Genomic DNA, 23334 nt, shown 5'->3' with positions numbered 1-23334 from the left:
TTTGGCTAATGTCAATAGCTTTCGTGTCGTGGTTCATTCGCCCATGTTTGGGCGACCGGATGTTCGTTCGCCCGAAGATGGGCGAACGAACCGGGGAGCGACGGGTCAGCCGAGCTCGGTCCACCACCGCACGCCGTCGAGGGTGACCAGCGTGGTCTCGCCGTGATGGAGGACGACCAGGAGGACGTCGTCGCAGTGACGGCAGCGCAGCACCCAGGCGTCAGGCGTGCCGAACACGAACTCCGCGGCGAGCGGGGCGACGTCCTCGCACCCGAGGCATTGCGACATGGTGTCGGTCGGGTCGGTGCCGGTCAGCTCGGACAGGGTGCCGGCGAGGACGTTGCCGTCGAGATGGGTGGTCATCAGGCCCCTCCGAACCGCTCGGTCTTGATGCGGGCGGGATCGTGGCCGATCGTGACGAGGGTGTCCGCGACAGCCTCGACGAAGCCGGTCGGGCCGCACGCGAACACCGACGGTGCCTCAACGCCGGCCGCCTCGAGGGCCTGCAGGTCCGCCGCCGCCAACCGCCCCGCGGGACGCGGCCAGCCGTCCGGCGCTCGCCGCGTGTAGATCCAGGTGACCTCGACCCCGGTTGCCGCAGACAGTTCCTCGGCGAAGAAGGCGTCCTCGGGGGAGCGCACCGAGTACACGAGGCGGAACGGGGCCGTGCTCCCGGACGCCTCGTGGGCGCGCACCATCGCCATGAGCGGCACGATGCCCGATCCGCCGCCGACGAGGAGGACGGGCTCGGTCTCCTCCGGTCGCCAGACGAACCAGCCGCCGAGCGGCCCGCGGACCTCGACCTGGTCGCCGACCTCGATCGCGTCGACGAGGAACGGCGACACCTCGCCGTCGGGGACGCGGTCGACGGCGATCTCGAGGCGGTCGCCGGCGTCGGCCGAGGCGATGGAATACGAGCGCACGGCCTGATACCCGTCGGGCGCGGTGAGCCGGACGTCGGCGTGCTGCCCGGCGAGGTTGCCGCCCCAGCCCGGAACGTCGAGCACGAGGCTCCGCCCCGAGGGTGTCAGCTGCGTCGCCGAGACCACGGTGGCCGTCTTCCAGACGTCGACATGACCCGTGCGCCTCACGAGTAGCGCTGCTCGAGCCAGGGATCACCGTAGGCGTGATACCCGTTCTGCTCCCAGAAGCCCGGTTCGTCGTCCTGCTGCATGACGAGGCCGCGGACCCACTTCGCGCTCTTCCAGAAGTAGAGGTGCGGGATGAGGAGGCGGGCCGGTCCGCCGTGCTCGGCTTCGAGCGGTTCGCCGTTGAAGCCGGTGGCGATCCAGGCCTTGCCGTCCAGGAGGTCCTCGAGCGGGATGTTGGTCGTGTACCCGCCGTAGGAGTGCGCCATGACGAAGTCGTAGCTGCTCTCGACGTCGGCGAAGAGGGTGTCGAGCGAGACGCCCTGCCAACTGGTGCCGAGCTTCGTCCAGCGGGTCACGCAGTGGATGTCGCGCGTGATGTCGTCCTGCTGCAGGGCTTGGAGGGCGTCCCAGTCCCAGCGGTGGGTCTCGCCCGCCTCGGTGCGGATCTGGAACTCCCACTCATCCGTGTCGATCCGCGGCGTGGGGCCTGCGGAGAGGACCGGGAAGTCCTCGGTGAGGAACTGACCGGGTGGGAGTCGGTCGTCCTGCTCCCGTGCCCGTCCTCCGAAACCGCGCGTGAACACCGCCATGTCGACCTCCTCAGGATGGTCATCACCCTAGTGAGCAGGTGTCGATGAAGCCAGGCCCTCCTGGGGTCACCAAGCGGTTCCGGCCTCGGTCAGCCGATGATGAGGCTCGACAGCGCGTCGATCGAGTGCACGACGGCGAGGGCGTCCGCCGCCTCAGCCGGTGAGCCGTAGCCCCACTCCACGAGGATGGTCGGGATGCCGTGCGCCGTCGCGCCCTCGATGTCGTGGAGGCGGTCGCCGACGAGCACGGTCCGGGAGGTGTCGACCCCGGCGGCCGTGAGGCGTCGCAGCGCCTCGCCGATGACGTCGGCCTTGCTGCTGCGGACCTCGTCCTCCGAGGCGCCCGTGACGACGGTGAAGTACTGGCTGAGGCCGAAGTGGTCGAGGATCGTGTTCGCCTGCGACTCCGGCTTCGACGTGGCGAGACCGAGCGGAACGCCGGCCTCGGAGATGCGCGCGAGGAGTCCGGCGATCCCGGGGAACACGGCGGTCCCGACCTCGGCGCCCTCGATGGCGACCTGGCGTCGGTACTCCGTGAGGGCGAGCTGCGACTGCAGCGGGTCCATCCCGGCGAAGTCGCGGAAGGAGTCGAGGAGTGGTGGGCCGACCCAGCGCAGCAGCGATTCGTCGGAGGGCACGACGGCGCCGACGTTCGCCAGGGTCGTCTTCATGCGCGAGATGATGCCGGGGGCGGAGTCCACGATCGTGCCGTCGAGGTCGAACAGCACACAGGACCAGCTGCGATGGAAGGACACGGTCGTGCTCGCGAGATAGAGGTCGGTCACGCCGTCCATCCTAAGGTCCGCCCGTGAACGGTCTCGCTGGCGGGGTTGTCAACCGGTTGCCAACGTTCTAGGCTGGCACGACCGGCAGCGCGACTGCCCGGTTCCCGATGACGAGAACGAACGCGAAGGCGGAAGCGCACGTGAATGCACAGCACCCGGTGACCTGGACCCTGTCGGGATTCGGCGACGAGATCGACGCGGACCCGACGACACAGATCGCGGTGCTCGAAGCGCTCGGCGCCTCCCACGTCGAGGTGCGGAGCGCGTGGGGCACGAACGTGATCGACCTCGACACCGAGCAGTCGGCCCGCCTCGCCGCCCAGCTGGAACAGGCGGGGATGGGGGTCTCCGCGATCGGATCGCCCATCGGCAAGGTCGACGTGGCCCTCGACGCCGAGCTGGAGGTCGCCCGCCTCGCCCGGGCCATCGCCGTCGCCCATGCGCTCGGAACCACCAACATCCGGATCTTCTCCTTCTTCCGCGGTGCGGACGTGCGCGTCGAGGACACCCGCGACGACGTCCTCGTCCGCATGCGACTGCTCGCCGACCTGGCTGAGCGCGAGGGGGTCGTGCTCCTCCACGAGAACGAGAAGGACATCTACGGCGACGTGCCCGAGCGGATCCTCGACCTCGTCGAATCGGTCGGATCGCCGGCGCTCCGCCTCGCCTGGGACAACGCGAACTTCGTCCAGTGCGGTGTCGCGCCGTTCGACGACGCGTACGCGATGCTCCGCCCCTACGTCGACTACCTGCAGGTGAAGGACGCGGTCGCCGAGTCGGGCCAGGTGGTCCCGGCGGGGGAGGGCGACGGCCAGCTCCGTGAGACGCTCACCGCCCTGCGCGACGACGGCTACACCGGGTTCGCCTCGCTCGAGCCGCACCTGTCCGAGACGCATGCGCTCGGCGGCTTCTCCGGGCCGGCCTCGTTCGGTGTCGCGGCCCGCGCGTTCCGCGGACTCACCGACGAGCTGGGGATCGGGCTGCGATGACCCGCGAGCCGCAGCCCGTCGTCCGCCGCGTCGCCGTGGTCGGGTGCGGCGACATCTCCGCCCTCCACCTCGCCGCCATCGCGACGGTGCCGGGCGCCCAGCTGGTCGCGGTGTGCGACGTCGACGCCGGCCGGCTCGACGCGGTGAGCACGGCGACCGGCGTCCCCGGGTACACGGACCTCGACCGCCTCCTCGACGAGGCGCGACCGGACGTCGTCCACCTCTGCACCCCGCACCATCTGCACGCCGACCAGGCGATCCGTGCGCTCGAACGGGGGATCGACGTCGTCCTCGAGAAGCCGCTCGCCCACACGCGGGCGGAGGCCGACCGACTCGTGGCGGCGGCCGAGCACAGCCGCGCCAAGATCGCCGTGTGCTTCCAGAACCGGTACAACCGACCGGCGGAACGCGCCAAGGAACTCCTCGACGCCGGCGAGCTCGGCGCGGTGCTCGGCGCCTCGGCGATCGTCCCGTGGCATCGCACGGCCGCCTACTACGAGGACCGCCCGTGGCGGGGTAGCTGGGCCACGGGCGGTGGCGGGCTGCTCATGAACCAGGCCATCCACACGATCGACCTCGTGCAGTGGCTGGTGGGCGACCCGATCGCCGCGACGGGGTCGATCGCGACCCGCGCGCTCGCCGAGGTGATCGAGGTCGAGGACACGGCCGAGCTGCGCATCGTGCACGCGGGCGGCGCGACGAGCACCGTCTACGCGACGGTCGCCGGCGTCGCGAACCTGCCCGTCACGATCGACGTCGTCTGCGAGCGCGGGACGTTGCATCTCGGCGCCGAGCTCACGGCACGCTTCGACGACGGGCGCGTCGAGACCACGGTCGAGCGGGCCACCGCGAGTGGCGAACGCGCGTACTGGGGGGTGTCCCACGAACGACTGATCCAGGACTTCTACGCCGGACTCGACGAGCCGGGCGCCTTCTGGCTCCACCCGGCCGAGGCTCGGAAGGCCTTCGACGTGATCCAGGACGTCTACGACGACGCGATCCCGGACCGTGTCATGCCGACCCCGGACCTATCGGCACCGGCTGCCATCGCCTGACGACACGCCTCCGGGCGGCTGGGACGGGGCTCAGGACGCCGGTGCCTGCCGCGCGAGGCGGCGTGCCTCCTCCGGGCCGGGGAACCGCTCGCGCTCACGGACGGCGTTTTCGAGCACGCGGTCGAGCCGTTGTGACGCCAGGCTGACGCCGCCGAGCGCCACCGCCTCGGAACCCAGTGCCGAGACGACCACCTCCGGCGGAAGCGGGCAGATCGCACCGAGCGTCTCGATGAAGCGCGGGAGGAAGACGTCGGCGCCGGGTGCGCTGCCGCCACCGATCACGAGCAGCTCCGGATCGACCGCCAGGGTGAGGGCCGCCGCCCCCGTCGCCAGGTCGTCGGCGAACTCCGTGACCGCGATGCCCGCGACCCGATCGCCGGCGCGGGCCGCGTCGAAGATCTCCTCGCGGGAGGGCCGGGGTGTGCCGAGGACCGAGCCGCCGTACTCCTCGTTCAGCCGGGACCACCGCAGTTCGGGCATCTCGCCGACGATGCCCGCGGCACCGTGCACGCCGCGGTGCACCCTGCCGTCGATGATCGACGAGCCGCTCGTCCGCACCCCGCAGAGCAGGTAGACGACGTCGCGTCGGCCCCGTGCCGCGCCGAGGGCGAGTTCCGCGTGCGCGCCGAGGGCGACGTCGCCCTCCACCAGGACGGCCCCCTCGAACTCCCGCTCGAACCAGTCGCGGAGGTCGAGTCCCACCCAGCCGGGGAGGCCCGTTCCGCCGAAGTACAGCACCTCGCCGTTCCGCCCGATCGCGCCCGGCGAGCCGATCGTTGTGACCCAGACCGCACGGCGGTCGAGGTCGAGGTCGGCGAGGGCCGCGTCGCCGGTCGCCAGTGCCGTCGCCAGGCGTTCCGCGGCTTCGGTGTCCTCGTCGAGGTGTGCGGTGCGCTGCGCGAGCACGGCGCCCGAGAGCTCGGCGACGACGACGTGGATGTGGTTCGCACCGATGTCGATCGACAGGAGGTGCCCGAGTCCGGCGCGGATCCGGTAGGCCGCGGCCGGCCTGCCGATCCGCGAGGTGGCGGTCGCCTCCGCGGGCTCCAACCATCCGAGCCCGACGAGGTCGGTGACGATCGCGTCGACGGCCGTCCGGGAGAGGCCGGAGTCGTTCGCCAGGGTCCGCAGGGTCGAGGGGGCCTGGAGGACCGCTCGCAGGATCCCCAGGGAGTTCATGCGGCGGAGCAGCGACCGGCTGCCCATCGACCCGCCGGTCGAATCGATCATCGCCTCGGGAGCCATGGCCGTCCTCTCTCTCGATGTCCAGGGAGCTCTTGCGACTTATCACGCCACGTTGCAGTATTAACTGCTCGTCGGTCCGACTCTACCCACGTCGACCGACCGGAAGCCGCCGTCGGGCGGTCGACCACCCACGAGAGGGCAACCACATGCTGCACACCTTCACCTTCGGTGACCTCCGCGTCCCCGCGAACCTCCCCGGCGCACCCGTCGCCACGCGCACCGGCCACATCATCCCGGCCGGCCCCGTCGCGCTGCTCCACCCGTTCGGCGACACCGGGTTCTACCGGCACGGCTGGAACTCGTGGAGCCCGAGTGGCTGGACCACCACCGACGGCGAGACCATCGGCATCAAGGACAGCCCGGACCGACTCCTCACGGCCGACGACGCGCTCAACGAGACCCCGCACCACCATTCCGGCAGCGGTGTCGGTGCCATCGAGGGGCCCGACGGCACGGTGCTGCTGATCGGCACCCTCGGCCTCGGCAACCCGCGTGTCGGCGCCGACCGCAACACCATCTGGGCGCGGAGCGAGACCGACGAAGCCGAGTGGTTCGTGACTTTCGGCCCGGAGCAGCAGGCCTTCGCCGACTACGCCGCGGTGCTGTCGGAACGGCTCGGTCGGCGCTCGCAGCGGGCCGGTCGCGTCTGGAGCAGCTGGTACTCCTACTACGAGGGCATCGACGAGGAGCTGGTCGCCCGCACCGTGGCCGACCTCACCGGGTACCCCTTCGACGTGTTCCAGCTCGACGACGGCTGGGAACCGATCGTCGGCGACTGGACCGCCGGACCGGACTTCCCCTCCGGTATGCAGGCGACCGCCGAGCGGATCGCTTCGGCCGGGTTCCGGCCAGGCCTGTGGCTCGCTCCGATGATCGCGCTGCCGGACTCCACGATCGCCCGCGAACGCCCCGACCTCCTCGTGCAGGACGACGCCGGACGCCCACTGGCGACCGGCTACAACTGGAACTCGCACTACTACTCGCTCGACACCACGCAGCGCGAGGTGCAGGACCACCTCCGCGAGGTCTTCGAACGCGTCACCGGCTGGGGCTTCAGCTACCTCAAGCTCGACTTCATGTACGCGGGCGCGGTCGCCGGCCGTCGCCACCATGACGTGCACCGCGAGACGGCCTACCGGGACGCGATCTCGTTCATCAGGGAGACCGTCGGCGACGACGTGTACCTGCTCGGCTGCGGCGTCCCGATGATCCCGTCCATCGGCGTGTTCGACGGCGCGCGCGTGGGGCCGGATGTCGGTCCGTTTTGGGACAACGCCGAACGGGTCGGCGATCCGTCGGGCGTCGGGGCCTGGAACTCCATCGTCGACTCCGTCAACCGCGTCTGGCTGAAGGACGTCTACGAGGTCGACCCCGACGCGGTCTACTTCCGCAGCGCCCGGAACCTCCTCGACCCGGTTGAACGTCGCCTGCTCCAGGACGTCGCCGCCATCCTCGAGTTCAAATCGACCTCCGACCCGGTGGTCTGGCTCCACGAGAGCGAACGCGCCGAACTCCGCCAGTACCTCAGCGAGACGCCCACGGTCGAGCAGACGGGGCGGTTCACGTTCCGGCTCGACGGCCGCGAGGTCGATCTGACGGCCGTGGTGGCGGGCGAGGCCCGCTCCGACACCTCATACATCGGGTGAAGCACACCGTCCGCCGCCGGACCCGCACTATCCAGTAAACGAAGCGCGATCGCCTGAAGGAGGACCTGCGCCCGAGTCGTGAGATTCTGAGCAGGATGAGCGCGAAACCAGGGTCCGCGCAGCGGTTCGAGGCCGCCGGGACCGATGTGGATCAGGCTCGGGAGCTGTACGGTGCCGCCTACAACATCGGCCGGATGACGGTCGAGCCGACCGCCGCCGAGTTCCGGTACCGCTTCACCTCCGTCGGTGACGACGATCTCGCGCTGCGTGCTTCGCAGGTCGAGGGACGGATCACGGGGGCGTCGTTCACGCAGGGCGAGTACGTCGTCGCCTGGATGACGCGCGGCGAAGGCGTCTCCGACCTGCTGGGCTCGCCGATGACGTTCCTGCAGGGGCAGCCGGCGATGTTCGCGAACGACCGCCCCGCGCAGTTCGACCTCATCGACTACCGCCTCAACATGATGCACTTCGGCGGAACGTACCTCGAGGGTGTCGCCGCCGAGCTCGAGGGCTCGGTCGGTCCGATCACCTTCGACACGACCTTCCGACCGTCGGGCGAGGCGCTGCGGCGATGGGCGGAGGCGGTGGCGAGCGTCGGCCGGGTGATCTACGACGACGGCAGTTCGGCCGTGCTCCGCGCCGAGGCGAACCGCTCGGCCGCGGTCGCGCTCCTCGAGACCTTCCCTCATCTGGCCGTGCAGCCACGGCGGGATCGCGTCGTGGCGTCCGGTCGGAAGACGGCGGCTGCGGTGGAGTTCATGATCGCCAACGCCCACCGCCCAATCCGGACCGAGGAGATCGCCGCCGCCGCCGGGCTCAGCCCGCGCAGCCTGCAGACGGCGTTCCGTCGGGAGTACGACCTCACCGCCACCGACTACCTCCGCTCGATCCGCCTCGACCGGGTCCGACAGGAGCTGCAGGAGGCCGAACCGGGCCTGGCGACCGTCGCCGAGCTCGCCCGCCGGTGGGGGTTCTCCCATCTCGGACGGTTCGCGGCGTCCTACGCGAGCCGCTTCGGTGAGTACCCGAGCGTCACCCTCGCGTCGAGCGCCCGCTGAATCGCCGGTCTTCCCTAGGCTGAGGCCATGACACGATCCACGGTGAACGACCCGCTCGCCCCGAAGCCCGTCGGGCCGTATTCGCACGCCGCGGTCGCCCCGAGTGGAGCGCTGTACCTCTCCGGGCAGACACCGATCGATCCGGCGACCGGAGCCCTCGTCGAGGGTGATGTCTCCGAGCAGACCCGCCAGGTGTTCACCAACCTCGAGTCGGTGCTGACGGCCGCCGGGCGCGGGTTCGGCGACGTGGTCAAGGTGAACGTCTACCTCGTCGACATGGCCGATTTCGCGGCGATGAACCGGGTCTACGAGACGGTCTTCTCGGCGCCCTACCCTGCGCGCACCACGGTCGCGGTCGTCGGGCTGCCGCTCGGCGCACGCGTGGAGATCGAACTGGTCGCCTGAAGCCGCGCGAGGGACGACACTACTTGTCCCAGGCGGTCGTCGGCGGGAGGCCTCGCGCCGCGCGCTCCTCGTTCAGCAGCTCCTCGATGAGGGGGAGCTTCGCCGCGGTGTAGGCGCGGCCGTCGTCATGCGCCGCGGCCAGGCCGAGTTTGAGGTCCTGATAGCGGCGCACGGCGGAGGCGTCGTGCAGCAGCTTGTCGCGGAACAGCCGCTGGTTGCAGTGCTCCCAGTCGTCGGCGGTGAAGACGTGGAGGAGATGCGTCCGCCTGCTCCCGTCAGAGCGGGCGTAGACGGCGTGCGTCGTGGGGCCGGCGGGCTTCGGGTCGTAGCCGAGCTCCACCAGCAGCGGACCGAGTGCGCGGGGATCCGTGCCGTCCGACGCCCGCGCGGCGAGGTCGATGATCGGCTTGGCGACGAGTCCCGGAACGGCGGTGCTGCCGATGTGCTCGATCGCGTCGACCTCGGTGTGCAGGGCCGCGGTGAGCCGCGCCGCCTCGAGTCGGAACGCCTCGGCCCACTCCGTCCGGTGCCCGCTCAGCTCGATCATCGCGGCGGGGCGGTCGATTCGCGCATGATGAGCGTGGTCGCGAGGTCGGTGATGACCGGGACGTCGGTGCCCCCGAGGTGCGCGAAGAGGGTCTGGACGGCGTAGGAGCCGGAGGCGATGTGCGGGCTGCGGATCGAGGTGAGCGCCGGTGTCGTGAAGTCCGAACCGAAGATGTCGTCGAAGCCGATGAGGCTCAGCTGTGCGGGCATCTCGACGCCGCGGGAGCGCAGCTCCAGCATGATGCCGATGGCCAGGAGGTCGTTGTACGCCAGGACCGCGGTGGCACCCGTCTCGAGCACGGCCGTGGCGGCCGCCCTGCCCGCCGCCATGTCGGGCTGCGTCGACGGCACCCGCGCCGTCTCGATCCCGCGCTCGGCGCACAGCTCCCGCGTCCGGTTCCACCGGTGCCGCGACATCCAGGACCGGCCGGGACCGGAGACGAACGCGAGGCGGCGGTGCCCGAGCCCGACGAGATGGTCGATCGCCTCCGTGAGGCCGGGGTCGACGTCGGCGACGATGCTGTCGACGTCGTCGACCTGACGGTTGATCACGACGACGGGCTTCTCCTGGCCCAGCGCACGGACGTCGTCAGGCAGGAGCCGCGACGTCGCGAGGATGAGACCGTCGACCGACGGCATGAGCCGTCTGGCGGTCAGCAGCTCCATCTCCGCCGACTCCTTGAACTCCGCGAGCACGAGCGTGTAGTTGCGCTCCGCCGCCTCGCGCTCAGCACCGCGGACCACGTCGAAGAACATCGGGTTGGTGATGTCGGCGACGATGAGGCCGAGGGTGCCGGTGCGTCCGGTGGGCAGCGCGCGGGCAGCCGGGTTGGCGACGTAATTGAGCTGCCTCGCGGCGTCGTGGATCTTCTGCGCCGTCTTCTCGTTGATCCGCCCGGGGCGGCTCAGGGCCCGGGACACCGTCGACGGGTTGACGCCGGCGAGCTGGGCGATGTCGTAGATGGTGGCGGCGCGCTTCGTCTTCGCGGGTACGGTGGCGGCTTCGGGCGCTCCGGCTTCGGGCGCTTCCGCGTCGGGTGCCGGCAGGACGACTTCGGGCGACGCGTCAGAGGTGCTCATGGTGCTCGCTCCTCTCGATCGCCGCCGTCGGCGACCTGAGCCATCGTACTGCCGCGGTCACCGCTCGCGGGCTCACCCCGGGGCCCTCAGCGGCTCCCGACGTCGAGCGCGTGGCTCGCCCATTCGTAGGACAGCCGGTGCGACTCGAAGACGCTGTCGACGCTCGGGAAGTCGACCTCGATCATGTAGTCGCCGTCGTAGTCCGCAGGCATCGCCGCGACGATAGCGTCGAAGTCGAGCACACCGAGTCCGGGCTCTGCCCACAGGCGTTTCGTCTGCGAGGTCTCCTGGTACGACAGGGTGCCGTCGCCCGCACCGTCGAGGTGGTCGGCGTAGACGTCCTTGATGTGGATGCCGCCGACCCGGTCGCGGTAGTCGGTGATCATGGCGACGGGGTCTGCGCCGGCCCAGCGCAGGTGGCCGGTGTCGGGACCGAAGCCGATGAGGTCCGGTCCGAGGGTGTCGAGCAGGCTCCGGATCTCGTGCTCCGTCTCGAAGACCCCGCCGACGTGCGAGTGGTGCAACGGGCGGACCCCCTCCGCGAGCAGGACCTCGCAGGTGCGACCGGCGTGCTCGATGGCGCGGTCGAGGCGTTCCTGCGAGAAGTCCGCGCCCACGGCCGGGGTGACCATGCGGGCCGGGACCGACATGGAGGAGATCATCGTCCGGTCGAGTCCGAGCGAGGCCTGTGCGGCGCCGAACGCCTTCGCGGCCTCCAGGACGTCCGCCAGCTCGACCGTCTCGTCGAACGGGCTGCTGAACAGGCTGAGCGACGGCGCCAGACCGTAGCCGTCGATCCAGGACCGGTACTCGTCGGCGGTCATGCCCTCGGGGATGTCGGCCTTCACCGCGGTGAACCCGATGCGCTGGAAGTCGGCGAAGGCCTCCTCGAACACCTCCCGGGTCTTGCCACGTGCACTCCAGTAGGGGATGGGGTTCGCCGCCACCCGGGGCGTCCTGGCGTTCATCGGGCCACCGCCGGGACGGTGTCGAGGCGGACGGGCCCGCCCGTGCGTGCCGATTCGTAGAGGCCGGTGATGATCGAGATCGCCTGTCGGTTCTCCGCGAGGGTCACGCGCAGCGGCTCCTCCCCGCGGATCGCGGCGAGGACGTTCCGGTACTGCCGCAGATGCGCGTCCGACATCTGGCCGGCGACGCTGGAGCCGGCCTGGGTCTCGTCGGCGAACTGCTCGGCCTGGTTCGTGCCGGCGCCCTGCGAACCGAAGAACGCCTCAGCGCGCTCCGTGCCGGCGGGGGTGGCGTGGAAGTAGGTGAGCTGGTCGTTCTCGATGACCGCCGAGCCGCGGTCGCCGTGCACCTGCAGCCTGGCCATGAGTCCCGGGTAGACCGCGGTGGAGCCGTGGAGGACGCCGAGCGCGCCGGAGGCGAACCGCACGACACCGACCGCGACGTCCTCGGTCTCGATCCGTTCGTGGGCGAGGAGCGCGGTGTATCCGAAGACCTCGACCGGACGCCCGAGCACCGCGACGAGCAGGTCGACGGTGTGCACGCCCTGGTTCATGAGCGCACCGCCGCCGTCGAGCGCCCAGGTGCCACGCCAGTCACCGGAGTCGTAGTAGCTCTGACCGCGCCACCAGTCGACGGACGCGATGCCCGAGGTGAGTCGACCGAAGTCGCCGCGCTCGACCGCGTCGAGGATGATCTCCGTCGAGGGGTCGAACCGGTGCTGCGAGATGACGGTGACGAGCGTCCCGGCGCGCTCCTGGGCGGCGATGATGTCGTCGGTCCGCGAGACGGTGACGTCGGCCGGCTTCTCGATGATGACGTGCTTCCCGGCCTCGAGCGCCTCGATGGCGAGGTCGGCGTGCAGCCCGGTGGGCGTGCAGACGACGACGATGTCCGGGTCGGTCTGCGCCAACGCCTCGGTGAGGCTCGCGAACGCCCGTCCGCCGCGCTCGGCGACGAGGGCCTCCGCCTTCGCGAGTTCGGGGTCTGCGACGGCGACGAGCTCCAACTCGTCGCGCAGCTGGTCGATGACGATGCCGTGCTGCTTCGAGATGATGCCGGCGCCGGCGATGGCGATGCGGTGCGGTCGGGTCATGCGGGGGTTCGCTCCAGTTCGGTGGGTGATGCGGGCTGCGGTCGTGCCGGCTCAGGCGAGCCGGCGGAGGTGTGCGAGGGCGGCCTCGAGTTCGGGCTGGAAGTCCTCGAAGAGGCACTCGACGGTCACGGGGCCGTCGTAGCCACCCTCCCGGAGGGCCTCGATGAAGGGCGCGAGCGGCCAGTCGCCCTGCCCCGGGGGTCGTCGCTCGGCGTCGGCGATGTGCGCGTGCCCGATGCGCGGCCCGAGCTCCCGGACGACCGACAGCGGCTCGGCCTCGAGCATGATGTGGAAGAGGTCGGCCACGACGGGGACGCGCTCGATGCCGAACTCGTCGAGGAACGCGACCGTCTCCTCGAGGGAGTTCAGGAGGTTCGTCTCGCGTCGGTTCAACGGCTCCAGGACGATCTGCAGCTCGTTCCGCTCGGCGGCGTCGCGGGTCTCGACGACGACCTCCGCGAACCGTGCCCGGGCAGCCGCGAGGTCGACCCCGTCGGGGATGGTCCGCGCGCTCCCGCTCCCGAAGACGATCTTCGCGCCCGGCTCCGCGACCGAACCGATGATGGGCATGGCGGCGTCGAGGTAGGCGGTGACGCGGTCCGCCGGGACGCCAGGGTCCGCCAGGGACAGCTCGGCGGGGAACAGGATCGCGAAGGAACCGCGGCGGACCGTGGCGTCGTACGCCGGGTTGCGCACCCAGCCGTCGCCCTCGGCCACGACGAGGTTGCCGACGATGGTCGATTCGGCGTAGTCGGCGCCGGCGGCGAACGCTGCGGCGATGCGCTCGCTCGGCACGATCACGCCGTAGCCGCTGAGCGGGTACCGCTGGGCCGTCGGGTTCGTGTCGGATCGCGTGTCCGTGTCGGACATGGGGGTCCTTCCGTTCGTGGGGTGGAGGGTCGTCATGGCTACTTCAGGCTTCCCGAGATGAGGTCCAGGCGCCAGAAGCGCTGCAACACCAGGACGAAGATCACGACGGGGATGACGGCGACGAGCGCGCCCGCGATGGCCACCGAGTAGAGCACCGGTTCGCTGCCGCCGCGGTTGAGCATGAGGAACATGGCGACGGTGATCGGGGAGAGTTCCGACTTCGACTGCATGATGTACGGCAGCAGGAAGTTGTTCCAGGCGCCGATGAACTGCAGGAGGAACACGGTGACGAGGCCGGGGAACAGCAGCGGGAGGCCGATCGAGACGAAGGTGCGGCCCTCGTTCGACCCGTCCACCCGTGCGGCTTCGAGGAGCTCCTGAGGCACGGACCCCCGCGCGAACACGTAGGAGAGGTAGATCCCGAACGGCGTGATCGAGATCGGGATGAGCACCGCCCAGTAGGTGTTGGTGAGGTTGAGCTGCGCGAACAGCATGTACTGGGGGATCGCGAGCGTGATCGTCGGCAGGAGGACACCGGCGAGCAGCCCCACCATCACGGCCTTCTTGCCGGGGAACCGGTAGAGCGCGAGCGCGTAGCCGGCGGCCGCCGAGACCACCGTCGACAGCAGCGCTCCACCGATCGAGTAGATGAAGCTGTTGCCCAACCAGCGGATGAAGGAGCCGTTCTCGTACTCGAAGAGGTCGACCAGGTTGTCGACGAGGCTCGACCCGACGGAGAAGGCGCCCGTCGAGAACAGCTCACCGGTGCTCTTCGTCGCGGCGAACACGACCCAGACCATCGGGAGGAGGAAGTAGACGACGGCGATGAGCAGGACGATCGTGGGGAGGAGGCCGCCGAGCTTCCGGACGAGGCTCGGACCGTTGTCCGGCTTGCGGTCGTGCTCGCGGTGGCTCCGGCGCGAGGCCTCCCTGGCACGTCGGTCCTCCTCGACCCGTTCCGGGGTGCGTGCGGTGGTGGTCATGCGTTCCTCCGAGCGGCGAGGCGTTGCCCACCGAGCACCAGGAGCGACAGCAGCACGGTGGCGAGGGCGAGGATGATGGAAGCCGCCGACGCCGAGTTGAGGTCGTCGTGGGCGAAGGCGTCCCGGTACACCCGCATGAGCGGGAAGTAGGTCGAGTTGATGGCCGGCGTGAGACTCGAGAGCATCTGCGGTTCGCTGTACACCTGCAGGGCGCCGATGATCGAGAACAGGCCCGTCAGGATCGTCGCGGGCACGATGTGCGGCAGCTTGATGTACCAGGCGATCCGAGGCTCGTCGCAGCCGTCGATGCGGGCGGCGTCGATCTGCTCCTTCGGCAGCGACTGCAGCGAGGTGTACAGGATGATCGTGTTGAACCCGATCCCGCCCCACAGCACGACGTTGATGATCGCCGTCATGACGAGGTCGCCGCGCAGCAGCGTCGGGAACTGCAGGCCGAAGGTGTCGGCGAGCTGGTAGATCGGGCTGATCTCCGGGACGTACAGGAAGCCCCACATGAGTGCCGCGATGACGCTCGGGACGCCGTACGGCAGGAAGATCGCCATGCGGCTGAACGCCCGGAGGTGGGCGCGCGGCAAGTCGAGGAGGAGCGCCAGCAGCATGGCCGTCAGCATCATGATCGGGACGAGGAACAGCGCGTAGACGGCGAGGTTGCCGAGGCTGGTCCAGAACGTCGGGTCCTCGAGGACCTTCACGTAGTTGCCGAGCCCGACGAAGACCTCCTCACGCACGCCGTAGGCACTCGCCCCGGCCGCCGTCCCCATGAGGCTGAGGCCGCCGGAGTAGACGATCGGGATGATGAAGACGAACACGAAGAGCACGACCGCGGGTGCGATGAGTCCCCAGGCGAACAGGTGGTGCGGGCGCGTCAGCGAGGCGCGCCGTCCGGTGGGAGCCGTGCCCGCGGCGGTGCCGCGGGCACGGGGCTGCTCGATGGTCGGCACGGTCATTACCCGGCCAGATCCTTCTGCACGATGTCCTGCACCTTCGGGAGGACGTCGGCCCACGGGCTCGTCCCCTCGATCGCGTTGCCGAGCTCGTCGGTGATCGCGGTGAAGGCGACCTGCGTGTTCGGTCCCCACTGCACGGAGACGAGCTTCGAGGCGGCCTCGGTGGCGCTCGGCCAGTACGTGGTGTCCTCCGGCATGAGGTCCGGCGGCGTGCGGTCGATCTCCTGGCCGTGGAGTGCCCCGGTGAACTTGTTGACCTCGACGAGCCCCTCGGCGCCCTCCTCGGAGGCGTTCAACCAGGTGATGAATTCGAGGGCCTGCTCGTAGTGCGGGCTCTCCTTGAGGATGACGTTGGCGGAGCCGCCGCGCGCGAAGACCCTCGGGTCGGCGGTGTCCCACTGCGGGATCTGCGCGGCCGACCACAGGCCGACCGTGTCGGGATACTGGTTGAGCAGTGGCCCAGGCGCCCACGCCCCGGCGATCGTACCCAGCACGCGGCCGCTCGCGGTGGCCTCGATCTGCTCCGGGCTGCCGGTCTGGTACGTGCTCACGAGGTCGTCCTCGACCATGCCCTGCCAGAAGTCGAGGACCTCCTGCGTCTGGGCGCTGGCGATGTCGACGCTCCACTCCTCGTCGGAGTAGTCCCACCACTCGGCCCCGTTCTGCAAGGCGAGGCCCATGAACTGGTCGGCGTCGATGGAGCTGAAGTTGAAGAGGTACCGGTCGCCGTCGAGCGTGCGGACCTGCTCGGCGAGGGCGCGGAAGTCGTCCCAGCTGGCCGCCGGCGTGAGGCCGTACTGGGCGAAGAGGTCGTTGCGGTAGACGAACAATGCCGGCCCGAGGTCCTGCGGGACGCCGTAGACCGTGTCGTCGAAGGAGACGGTGTCGAGCACCGTGGGGGAGTAGGCCTCCTCGAGCTCCGCCTTCGCGCTGTCGAGCGGGGCGAGGACCCCGGCGGAGACGTAGGTCGGCATCTGCGTGTACTCGGCCTGCGCGATGTCGGGGCCGTCCCCGGCGCGGACGGCGCTCAGCACGCGGACGGGCATGTCGGCGCCGCTCGCCGGCGCTGAGATGTTGACCTGGATGTCGGGGTTGGCCTCGTTCCACACCTCGACGCGTTTGTCGATGTTGGAGCCCCAGGCCCAGAACTCGAGCGTCACCGGGCCGTCGGCCGAGTCGCCGCCGCCCGGCCCTGAGCAGGCGGTCAGTGCGAGGGCGAGGATTCCCGCGGTCGCGATTCCGAAACGAATGCTGCTTGCCACTGCAATCTCCTTTGATAGCGGGGGTGCGCTCCTCGCGGCAGTGAAGCGTTTCAGCGGTGGTCGGCCGGGACGTCCTGGGCGGAAGCGGGATCAATCTCGCAGAAGGCCCGCGACGTGGCAAGCGATTGCCACGAAGTAGTGGCAATCGGTTGACAGCATGTCGGTCGCTGGCTTCAATGGAGGCGTGCCACTGACGCTGCAGAACGATCCAGACCGCCTGCTCCCCGCCGATCCGGGGACGCGCGACGTCGCCCGAGAGCTCTACCGCTCGGTCGCCGAGCTGCCGATCATCTCCCCCCACGGCCACGTCGACCCGGCGATCCTCGTCGACGACACCCCGTTCACGGACGCCACCCAGCTCTTCCTCCGTCACGACCACTACGTGACCCGCCTGCTGCACGCCTCCGGTCACGCGCTCGCCGAGGTCGGCGTGCCCGACATCGCGGACGGTGGTGCCGTCGCCGCCCCGCGTGACGCCTGGCGTCGGTTCTGCGAGGAGTGGCCCCGCTTCGCCGGCACCGCCTCCGGATACTGGCTGAGCACGATCCTCGGTGAACAGTTCGGCATCACGGAGCAGCCCGACGCGGCGAACGCGGACCGACTCTTCACCACGATCGAGGATGCCCTCCAGCAGCCGGCGTTCCGTCCGCGCGCGCTGTTCGACCGCTTCCGCATCGAGGTGCTCGCGACCACCGACGACCCGATGGGCGACCTCGCGGCCCACGCCGCGCTCGCGGCCGATCCCGGTTTCCGGGGGCGCGTGCTCCCGACGTTCCGTCCCGACGCCTACCTCGACCCGTCGAAGCCGGGATGGTCGGAGCGCGTCGCCGCGCTCGCCGCCTGGAATGGGACGCCCGAGGGCAGCCACCGTGGCTATCTCGAGGCCCTCGCCGGTCGTCGCCGTCACTTCATCGAGCACGGCGCGGTGTCCGCCGACCACGGGGTCCTGGAACCGCGCACCGTGGAGCTCGACGCCGCCGAGGCGCAGGCCCTCTTCGACCGCGCGCTGTCGGGGACCGCGGACGCCGCCGAGCGGGAGCGCTTCGCCGCCCACATGCTGTTCGAGAGCGCTCGGATGAGCGTCGAGGACGGGCTCGTCATGACCGTCCATCCGGGCGTCTTCCGAGACCACCACTCGGCCACGCGTGAACGCTCCGGCCCCGACACCGGCCACGACCTGCCGGTGCGCACCGAGTACGTGCAGCCCCTCCGCCCGCTGCTCGAACGCTTCGGGACGGCTCCCGGATTCCACCTCGTCCTCTTCAGCGTGGACGAGACGAGCTACTCGCGGGAGATCGCCCCGCTCGCCGGGTTCTACCCGAGCGTCTTCATCGGCGCACCGTGGTGGTTCCTCGACGCACCCGACGCCGTGCTCCGGTTCCGCGCCGCCGTGACGGAGACCGCGGGCTTCTCGCGGGGGTCCGGATTCATCGACGACACCCGCGCGTTCCTCTCGATCCCGGCACGTCACGACATGTCGCGACGCCTCGACGCGGCGTTCCTCGCGCGGCTCGTCCGTGAAGGGCGTGTCGACCGGGTGACGGCCGAGCGGACCATCCTCGACCTCGTGGTCGACCAGCCGCGACGGGTCTTCAAGCTGTGAGGGCGCCAGCGACGCAGCTGCCCACCGACGCCGAGCACGGAGCGGAGACGGCCCCTCGGCTGTCGCGCGCGCTGCTACCCGGCTTCCCGACGGCGCCGGTCAGGATCGTCCACCTCGGACTCGGCGCCTTCCACCGCGCGCACCAGGCCTGGTACACGCAGCTCGCCGACCCCGACCACGAGTGGGGCATCGCCGCGTTCACCGGTCGGAGCCCACAGGCCGCGACCGAGCTCAGTGCCCAGGACTGCCTGTACACCGTCGTCGAACGGTCGGCCGCGGGCGATACCGCGACCGTCGTCGGCTCCATCGTCGAGGCCAGGGACGGAGCCGACCTCCCGCGCCTGGTCGACCTCCTCGCGCTGGAGTCGACCGCGATCGTCACGCTCACCATCACCGAGTCCGGATACCGGCTCGACGCCGACGGTCGACCGGACGCCTCGGACCCGGCGGTCGAGCAGGACGTCGCCATCCTGTCCGCCGCCTGCCGTGCCGAAGCGGTGCTCGGGGACGCCCGGCCGACGACGGCCCTCGGTCGGCTGGTGCTCGGTCTCGAGGCGCGCCGTCGCTCCGGAGCCGGCCCGATCGCCATCGTCCCGTGTGACAACATCGCCGACGGCGGCGCGCTCGTCCAGGGTGCGGTGCTCGCGCTCGCCGAACGGGTCCGCCCCGAGACGGCGCAGTGGATCGCCGAACAGGTGTCGTTCGTCTCGGCCTCGGTCGACCGCATCACGCCGCGGCCGACCGCCGCGGACGAGGTGGCGGCCGCCGCGCTCACCGGCTACACCGACGGGGTGCCCGTCGTGACCGAGCCCTTCACCGACTGGGTGCTGAGCGGCGACTTCCCCGCCGGACGACCGGCCTGGGAGCGGGCCGGCGTCCGGTTCGTCGACGACCTCGAGCCGTTCGAGCAGCGCAAACTCCGGTTGCTCAACGGCGCCCACAGCCTGCTCGCCTACGCCGGACCACTCCGCGGGCACGCGACGGTCGCCGAAGCCGTCGGCGACCGCGCCTGCCGAGCCTGGGTCGAGGAGTACTGGGACGAGACGGAACGCCACCTCCCGGATGGCCTCGACCTGGCGGCCTACCGGCGTGCGCTGCTCGAGCGCTTCGACAACGCCCGCATCGAACACCGGCTGCAGCAGATCGCGCTCGAAGGGGTGACGAAGCTGCGGGTGCGGATCGTCTCGACCCTCCTCGGTGAGCTGGCGGCCGGTCGTCCCGGAACCGGGTCGCTCCGCGTGATCGCCGCCTGGGTGCTCGCCGTGCAGGCGGACGACCGGCCGGGTGACGCAGCCGCGGACGCCATCGCCGAGGCCCTGCGCGCGCAGGGCACCGAGCGCACGACGGCGCTCGTCCGCCTGATCGATCCACGTCTGCTCGACCCGTCGAGGGGCGGCGGACCGGAGCTGGTCGCCGAGGTCGAACGACTCGGCGATGACCTGGTCCGAACCCGCCCGCGGCCCTGACGCCGCATCCACCCGACCCGCGCGGCCACTTCGGTCGCATCGTACGAAGGAGTAGCACCGATGAACATCGACAAGGCCGAGGTCATCGTCACGAGTCCCGACCGGAACTTCGTGACCCTGAAGCTCACGACGGACGACGGGCTCACCGGGCTCGGTGACGCCACCCTGAACGGTCGCGAGCAGGCGGTCGTCGCGTACCTCGCGGAGCACGTCGTGCCGCTGCTGCTCGGGCGCGATGCGGCTCGGATCGAGGACACCTGGCAGTTCCTGTACCGCTCGGCGTACTGGCGGCGTGGTCCGGTGACGATGGCGGCGATCGCGGCGGTCGACATGGCGCTGTGGGACATCAAGGGCAAGGCCGCGGGCATGCCCGTCTACCAACTGCTCGGTGGAGCGTCGCGGACGGGTCTGCTCGCGTACGGGCACGCGTCGGGCAAGAGCAACCAGGAGTTGTTCGACAGTGTCCGTGAGCATCAGGCGCAGGGCTACAAGGCGATCCGCATCCAGACCGCGGTGCCGGGGCTGAAGTCGATCTACGGCATCGCCTCCAACGCCACCTTCGAGGGCAACACGGGCGTCCGCTACGACCACGAGCCGGCGCAGCGGGGCGGCCTGCCGAACGAGGAGGATTGGGACACCCGGTCGTACCTCCGGCACCTGCCGACGGTGTTCGAGGCGGTGCGGAACGAGTTCGGGCCGGAGTTGCCGTTGCTGCACGACGGGCACCACCGGATGACGCCGATCCAGGCGGCGAAGCTCGGGAAGTCGCTCGAACCGTACGACCTGTTCTGGTTGGAGGACTGCACGCCGGCGGAGAACCCGGAGGCCCTGCGGCTCGTCCGGCAGCACACGACGACGCCGTTGGCGATCGGGGAGATCTTCAACACGGTGTGGGATTACCAGCAGATCATCCGCGAGCAGCTCATCGATTACGTGCGGGGTGCGGTCACGCACATGGGTGGGATCACGCATCTGAAGAAGACGTTGGACTACGCCTCGCAGTACCAGATCAAGTCGGGCATGCACGGGCCGACGGACATCTCACCAGTGGGTATGGCGGCCGCGATGCATCTCGGGCTCGCGATCCACAACTTCGGGATCCAGGAGTACATGAAGCACGGCGAGAAGACCGACGCGGTGTTCCAGCAGTCCTACACGTGGACCGACGGCATGCTGCACCCGGGCGAGGCGCCCGGTCTCGGTGTCGAGCTCGACGTCGACGAGGCGGGCAAGTACCCGTACCAGCGCGCCTACCTGCCCTACAACCGCCTCGCCGACGGCACCGTCCACGACTGGTGACGGTGGGCCGCGCCGCCGCCGCGGTCGGTCAGCGCGGCGCCATGGCCGAGAGGATCTCGTAGACGACGTGCGAGGCGGCGACGGCCGTGAGCTGCGCGTGGTCGTAGGCGGGAGCGACCTCCACGACGTCCGCGCCCACGAGTCGTACGCCGGCCAATGCCCGGATCATGGCGAGCAGCTCGCGGCTCGTCAGCCCGCCCGCCTCCGGGGTGCCGGTGCCGGGCGCATGAGCCGGGTCGAGCACGTCGATGTCGACGGAGAGGTACACGGGACGATCGCCGATGCGCGCGAGCATCCGGGCGATCGCCCGGCTGAGCCCCTCGGTCTCCAGCTCCACGCTCGAGATGACGGCGAAACCGAGGCGCTGATCGTCGCGGAGGTCTTCGCGCGAGTACAGCGGCCCGCGGATGCCGACGTGGAGGCTCGCCTCGAGGTCGACGAGCCCCTCCTCGGAGGCGCGTCGGAAGGGGGTGCCGTGGGTGATCGGAGCGCCGAAGTAGGTGTCCCAGGTGTCGAGATGCGCGTCGAAATGGACGACGGCGACCGGGCCGTGCTCCCTCGCGACGTTCCGGAGGAGCGGGAGGGCGATCGTGTGGTCACCGCCGATCGTCACGAGTCGCGTGCCGTCGGTGGACAGCACGGCGGCGGCCTCCTCGACCTGCCGGACGGCCTCCTCGAGGTCGAAGGGGTTGATCGCGATGTCGCCGGCGTCGGCGACCTGCTGGGCACCGAACGGCTCGACGTCCTGCGCGGGGTTGTACGGCCGGAGCAGTCGTGACGCCTCCCGCACGTGTGCCGGGCCGAACCGCGCGCCGGGGCGGTAGCTGACACCACCGTCGAAGGGTGCACCGACCACGGCGACGTCTGCCCGGCCGACGTCCTCGATGCGGGGGAGCCTGGCGAAGGTCGCGATGCCCGCGAACCGTGGGACGGCGCTCGCGTCGACGGGGCCGACAGGGCCGCTCACGACCGGTCCCGCCCGTCACGCGACATCGACTCCGGAGCGACCGCGCCCTCGGCGTCGTCGACGTACTGCGGGGCGGCGATCAGGCACACGAGGCTCAACGCGCACATCCCGACGAGGAGCAGGACGACGGGGACGATACTGCCGGTCGCCTGGAACATCAGGGTCGAGACCAGGGGCGACAGTCCACCGAAGATCGCGCCGGACAGCTGGTACGCGAGCGAGATCGACGTGTACCGCGCCTGCGGACGGAACATCTGCGACAGCACCGTGGCGATCGGACCGTAGGTCGCCGTCATCGCCAGCCGCATGAGGATGAAGATGAGGAAGATCAGCGGGATGCTGCCGCTGCTCAACAGCAGGAACTGGGGTGCTGCGAGGATCGCGACCCCGATCAGCCCGATCCCGACCACACGTTTCCGGCCGAAGCGGTCACCGAGCCACGCCGCACCGAGGGTGACGACGAGTTCGACGAAGGCGGCGACGCTGAGGGCGTTGAGGACGACACTCTCCGACAGGCCGACGCTCGGGTCGGTCGCGTAGGCCGTCGCGAACGTGGTGACGAGGTAGTACCCGCCGATGGCGACCGGGAGGACGCAGATGCCGAGCAGGATGCTCGCCCAGTTCGTCCGGATCGCGTACAGGATCGGGACGGGCTGATCGGCCGCGGAGACCGTCTTGACACTCTCGGTGAACACCGGGGACTTCTCGACCTTCATCCGCACGATGAGACCGACGATGATCAGCAACGCCGAGGCGAAGAACGGGATCCGCCACCCCCAGGCGAGCATGAACTCGGTGCCCTGGAGGGAGATGAGGCTGAACAGGCCGGTCGCGAGGAGTGCTCCGGCCGGGTTGCCGGCCTGCGCGAAGCCGCCGTAGAAGGTCTTCTTGTCGGCCGGAGCGTGTTCGACGGCCATGAGGACGGCTCCGCCCCACTCGCCACCGACGGCGAGACCCTGCACGAACCGCAGGACGACGAGGAGCACGGGCGCCCACGCGCCGATCGATGCGTACCCGGGGAGGCACCCGACGAGGAAGGTCGCAGCACCCATCATCGTGAGGGTGACGACGAGCGCGGTCTTCCGACCGATCCGGTCGCCGATGTGCCCGAAGATGATGCCGCCGATCGGGCGGGCGAAGAAGCCGACCGCGTAGGTCGCGAAGGCCGCCGCGATGCCGGTCAACCGGTCGGTCGACTCCGGGAAGAAGACGGTGCCGAAGACGAGGCTGGCCGCCGTCGCGTAGACGTAGAAGTCGTACCACTCGATGGTGGTGCCGACGAATGCGGCGAAGCCGGCCTTCCTGGCGCGCGTGGTCTGTGCCTGCGCGGTCTCGGTGCGGGGATCGTGCGTCATCGCTGGTCC

Annotated in this window: 23 protein-coding genes; 8 read left to right on the top strand and 15 right to left on the bottom strand. The window is 70.3% G+C overall.

Annotation, left to right across the window (positions count from 1 at the left end; all coding sequences use genetic code 11):
- Positions 1-105 precede the first annotated feature (105 nt).
- The 4 genes from ASF68_RS10520 to ASF68_RS10505 all read right to left on the bottom strand — a co-directional run bounded on the left by ASF68_RS10520 (position 106) and on the right by ASF68_RS10505 (position 2466).
- Positions 106-363, bottom strand: a complete 258-nt coding sequence (locus ASF68_RS10520) for a DUF6510 family protein (RefSeq protein ID WP_056009974.1) — start codon at positions 361-363, stop codon at positions 106-108.
- Entirely contained in the window at positions 363-1091 is a 729-nt protein-coding gene (locus ASF68_RS10515; RefSeq protein ID WP_200936417.1) for a ferredoxin reductase, read from the bottom strand. The genes ASF68_RS10520 and ASF68_RS10515 overlap by 1 nt, the downstream gene beginning before the upstream one ends.
- Positions 1088-1681 carry a sulfite oxidase-like oxidoreductase gene (locus tag ASF68_RS10510; RefSeq protein WP_056009970.1) on the bottom strand — a complete coding sequence of 198 codons (594 nt, stop codon included), beginning with the start codon at positions 1679-1681 and terminating at the stop codon, positions 1088-1090. The genes ASF68_RS10515 and ASF68_RS10510 overlap by 4 nt, the downstream gene beginning before the upstream one ends.
- Before the next feature lie 89 nt (positions 1682-1770).
- Positions 1771-2466, bottom strand: coding sequence for an HAD hydrolase-like protein (locus ASF68_RS10505; RefSeq protein ID WP_235526789.1), 696 nt, complete (start codon positions 2464-2466; stop codon positions 1771-1773).
- Positions 2467-2573: 107 nt separating this feature from the next.
- Here ASF68_RS10505 and ASF68_RS10500 point away from each other — a divergent pair, with 107 nt between their 5' ends.
- Positions 2574-3455: a sugar phosphate isomerase/epimerase gene (locus tag ASF68_RS10500; RefSeq protein ID WP_056009966.1), complete on the top strand. Its 882-nt coding sequence runs from the start codon at positions 2574-2576 to the stop codon at positions 3453-3455.
- Positions 3452-4510 carry a Gfo/Idh/MocA family protein gene (locus ASF68_RS10495; protein WP_056009964.1) on the top strand — a complete coding sequence of 353 codons (1059 nt, stop codon included), beginning with the start codon at positions 3452-3454 and terminating at the stop codon, positions 4508-4510. Before ASF68_RS10500 ends, ASF68_RS10495 begins: the two co-directional genes overlap by 4 nt.
- Positions 4511-4540: 30 nt before the next feature.
- Here the strand turns inward: ASF68_RS10495 and ASF68_RS10490 are convergent, their stop codons facing one another.
- A complete protein-coding gene (locus tag ASF68_RS10490; protein ID WP_235526787.1) occupies positions 4541-5755 on the bottom strand; it encodes an ROK family protein in 1215 nt (404 codons plus the stop codon).
- 146 nt (positions 5756-5901) lie between these two features.
- Here ASF68_RS10490 and ASF68_RS10485 point away from each other — a divergent pair, with 146 nt between their 5' ends.
- The 3 genes from ASF68_RS10485 (at position 5902) to ASF68_RS10475 (ending at position 8864) form a co-directional block, all read left to right on the top strand.
- Positions 5902-7401 (top strand): glycoside hydrolase family 36 protein, encoded by a 1500-nt coding sequence (locus tag ASF68_RS10485; RefSeq protein ID WP_056009962.1) that lies wholly within the window; start codon positions 5902-5904, stop codon positions 7399-7401.
- Between the two features lie 95 nt (positions 7402-7496).
- The gene (locus ASF68_RS10480; RefSeq protein ID WP_056009961.1) at positions 7497-8459 is read left to right on the top strand and encodes a helix-turn-helix transcriptional regulator; all 963 of its coding nucleotides are present in this window, start codon (positions 7497-7499) and stop codon (positions 8457-8459) included.
- Between the two features lie 27 nt (positions 8460-8486).
- A complete protein-coding gene (locus ASF68_RS10475; protein WP_056009959.1) occupies positions 8487-8864 on the top strand; it encodes a Rid family detoxifying hydrolase in 378 nt (125 codons plus the stop codon).
- Positions 8865-8883: 19 nt separating this feature from the next.
- On the opposite strand, the gene ASF68_RS10470 is transcribed toward ASF68_RS10475, so the two are convergent.
- The 8 genes from ASF68_RS10470 to ASF68_RS10435 form a co-directional block, all read right to left on the bottom strand.
- Positions 8884-9411 (bottom strand): GrpB family protein, encoded by a 528-nt coding sequence (locus tag ASF68_RS10470; protein WP_056009957.1) that lies wholly within the window; start codon positions 9409-9411, stop codon positions 8884-8886.
- Complete coding sequence (locus ASF68_RS10465; protein WP_082498574.1) at positions 9408-10490, bottom strand: LacI family DNA-binding transcriptional regulator; 1083 nt, start codon at positions 10488-10490, stop codon at positions 9408-9410. Before ASF68_RS10465 ends, ASF68_RS10470 begins: the two co-directional genes overlap by 4 nt.
- Before the next feature lie 86 nt (positions 10491-10576).
- On the bottom strand, positions 10577-11437 hold the full coding sequence (locus ASF68_RS10460; protein WP_235526786.1) for a sugar phosphate isomerase/epimerase: 861 nt from the start codon (positions 11435-11437) through the stop codon (positions 10577-10579).
- Positions 11438-11454: 17 nt separating this feature from the next.
- Entirely contained in the window at positions 11455-12552 is a 1098-nt protein-coding gene (locus ASF68_RS10455; RefSeq protein ID WP_056009953.1) for a Gfo/Idh/MocA family protein, read from the bottom strand.
- Between the two features lie 51 nt (positions 12553-12603).
- Positions 12604-13422 carry a sugar phosphate isomerase/epimerase gene (locus ASF68_RS10450; RefSeq protein ID WP_056009951.1) on the bottom strand — a complete coding sequence of 273 codons (819 nt, stop codon included), beginning with the start codon at positions 13420-13422 and terminating at the stop codon, positions 12604-12606.
- 38 nt (positions 13423-13460) lie between these two features.
- A complete protein-coding gene (locus tag ASF68_RS10445) occupies positions 13461-14405 on the bottom strand; it encodes a carbohydrate ABC transporter permease (RefSeq protein WP_082498572.1) in 945 nt (314 codons plus the stop codon).
- A complete protein-coding gene (locus tag ASF68_RS10440) occupies positions 14402-15373 on the bottom strand; it encodes a carbohydrate ABC transporter permease (RefSeq protein ID WP_056009949.1) in 972 nt (323 codons plus the stop codon). Before ASF68_RS10440 ends, ASF68_RS10445 begins: the two co-directional genes overlap by 4 nt.
- Complete coding sequence (locus tag ASF68_RS10435) at positions 15373-16635, bottom strand: ABC transporter substrate-binding protein (RefSeq protein WP_056009947.1); 1263 nt, start codon at positions 16633-16635, stop codon at positions 15373-15375. Before ASF68_RS10435 ends, ASF68_RS10440 begins: the two co-directional genes overlap by 1 nt.
- A 184-nt stretch (positions 16636-16819) precedes the next feature.
- Here ASF68_RS10435 and uxaC point away from each other — a divergent pair, with 184 nt between their 5' ends.
- Genes uxaC through manD form a run of 3 tightly spaced genes read left to right on the top strand, consistent with a single transcriptional unit; the run spans position 16820 to position 21003 of the window.
- Positions 16820-18238 (top strand): glucuronate isomerase, encoded by a 1419-nt coding sequence (uxaC, locus tag ASF68_RS10430; RefSeq protein WP_157580302.1) that lies wholly within the window; start codon positions 16820-16822, stop codon positions 18236-18238.
- Positions 18235-19704, top strand: a complete 1470-nt coding sequence (locus ASF68_RS10425; protein WP_235526785.1) for a mannitol dehydrogenase family protein — start codon at positions 18235-18237, stop codon at positions 19702-19704. Before uxaC ends, ASF68_RS10425 begins: the two co-directional genes overlap by 4 nt.
- A gap of 60 nt (positions 19705-19764) precedes the next feature.
- Entirely contained in the window at positions 19765-21003 is a 1239-nt protein-coding gene (gene manD, locus ASF68_RS10420) for a D-mannonate dehydratase ManD (protein WP_056009943.1), read from the top strand.
- A gap of 28 nt (positions 21004-21031) precedes the next feature.
- Here the strand turns inward: manD and speB are convergent, their stop codons facing one another.
- Both speB and ASF68_RS10410 read right to left on the bottom strand, forming a co-directional pair.
- Positions 21032-21970, bottom strand: a complete 939-nt coding sequence (gene speB, locus ASF68_RS10415; RefSeq protein WP_056009941.1) for an agmatinase — start codon at positions 21968-21970, stop codon at positions 21032-21034.
- Positions 21967-23325 (bottom strand): MFS transporter, encoded by a 1359-nt coding sequence (locus ASF68_RS10410; protein ID WP_056009939.1) that lies wholly within the window; start codon positions 23323-23325, stop codon positions 21967-21969. Before ASF68_RS10410 ends, speB begins: the two co-directional genes overlap by 4 nt.
- Positions 23326-23334: the final 9 nt, after the last annotated feature.

The organism is Plantibacter sp. Leaf314 (assembly GCF_001423185.1).
Classification (GTDB): Bacteria; Actinomycetota; Actinomycetes; order Actinomycetales; family Microbacteriaceae; genus Plantibacter.
This window is presented reverse-complemented; position numbering and strand designations above follow the sequence as displayed.

Coding starts and splice junctions, on each gene's coding strand:
- ASF68_RS10445 (WP_082498572.1), bottom strand. CDS start 14,405: ATGACCACCACCGCACGCACCCCGGAACGGGTCGAGGAGGACCGACGT.
- ASF68_RS10475 (WP_056009959.1), top strand. CDS start 8,487: ATGACACGATCCACGGTGAACGACCCGCTCGCCCCGAAGCCCGTCGGG.
- ASF68_RS10490 (WP_235526787.1), bottom strand. CDS start 5,755: ATGGCTCCCGAGGCGATGATCGATTCGACCGGCGGGTCGATGGGCAGC.
- ASF68_RS10455 (WP_056009953.1), bottom strand. CDS start 12,552: ATGACCCGACCGCACCGCATCGCCATCGCCGGCGCCGGCATCATCTCG.
- ASF68_RS10440 (WP_056009949.1), bottom strand. CDS start 15,373: ATGACCGTGCCGACCATCGAGCAGCCCCGTGCCCGCGGCACCGCCGCG.
- ASF68_RS10520 (WP_056009974.1), bottom strand. CDS start 363: ATGACCACCCATCTCGACGGCAACGTCCTCGCCGGCACCCTGTCCGAG.
- ASF68_RS10450 (WP_056009951.1), bottom strand. CDS start 13,422: ATGTCCGACACGGACACGCGATCCGACACGAACCCGACGGCCCAGCGG.
- ASF68_RS10485 (WP_056009962.1), top strand. CDS start 5,902: ATGCTGCACACCTTCACCTTCGGTGACCTCCGCGTCCCCGCGAACCTC.
- ASF68_RS10465 (WP_082498574.1), bottom strand. CDS start 10,490: ATGAGCACCTCTGACGCGTCGCCCGAAGTCGTCCTGCCGGCACCCGAC.
- ASF68_RS10510 (WP_056009970.1), bottom strand. CDS start 1,681: ATGGCGGTGTTCACGCGCGGTTTCGGAGGACGGGCACGGGAGCAGGAC.
- ASF68_RS10470 (WP_056009957.1), bottom strand. CDS start 9,411: ATGATCGAGCTGAGCGGGCACCGGACGGAGTGGGCCGAGGCGTTCCGA.
- ASF68_RS10500 (WP_056009966.1), top strand. CDS start 2,574: ATGACGAGAACGAACGCGAAGGCGGAAGCGCACGTGAATGCACAGCAC.
- ASF68_RS10495 (WP_056009964.1), top strand. CDS start 3,452: ATGACCCGCGAGCCGCAGCCCGTCGTCCGCCGCGTCGCCGTGGTCGGG.
- ASF68_RS10410 (WP_056009939.1), bottom strand. CDS start 23,325: ATGACGCACGATCCCCGCACCGAGACCGCGCAGGCACAGACCACGCGC.
- manD (WP_056009943.1), top strand. CDS start 19,765: ATGAACATCGACAAGGCCGAGGTCATCGTCACGAGTCCCGACCGGAAC.
- ASF68_RS10480 (WP_056009961.1), top strand. CDS start 7,497: ATGAGCGCGAAACCAGGGTCCGCGCAGCGGTTCGAGGCCGCCGGGACC.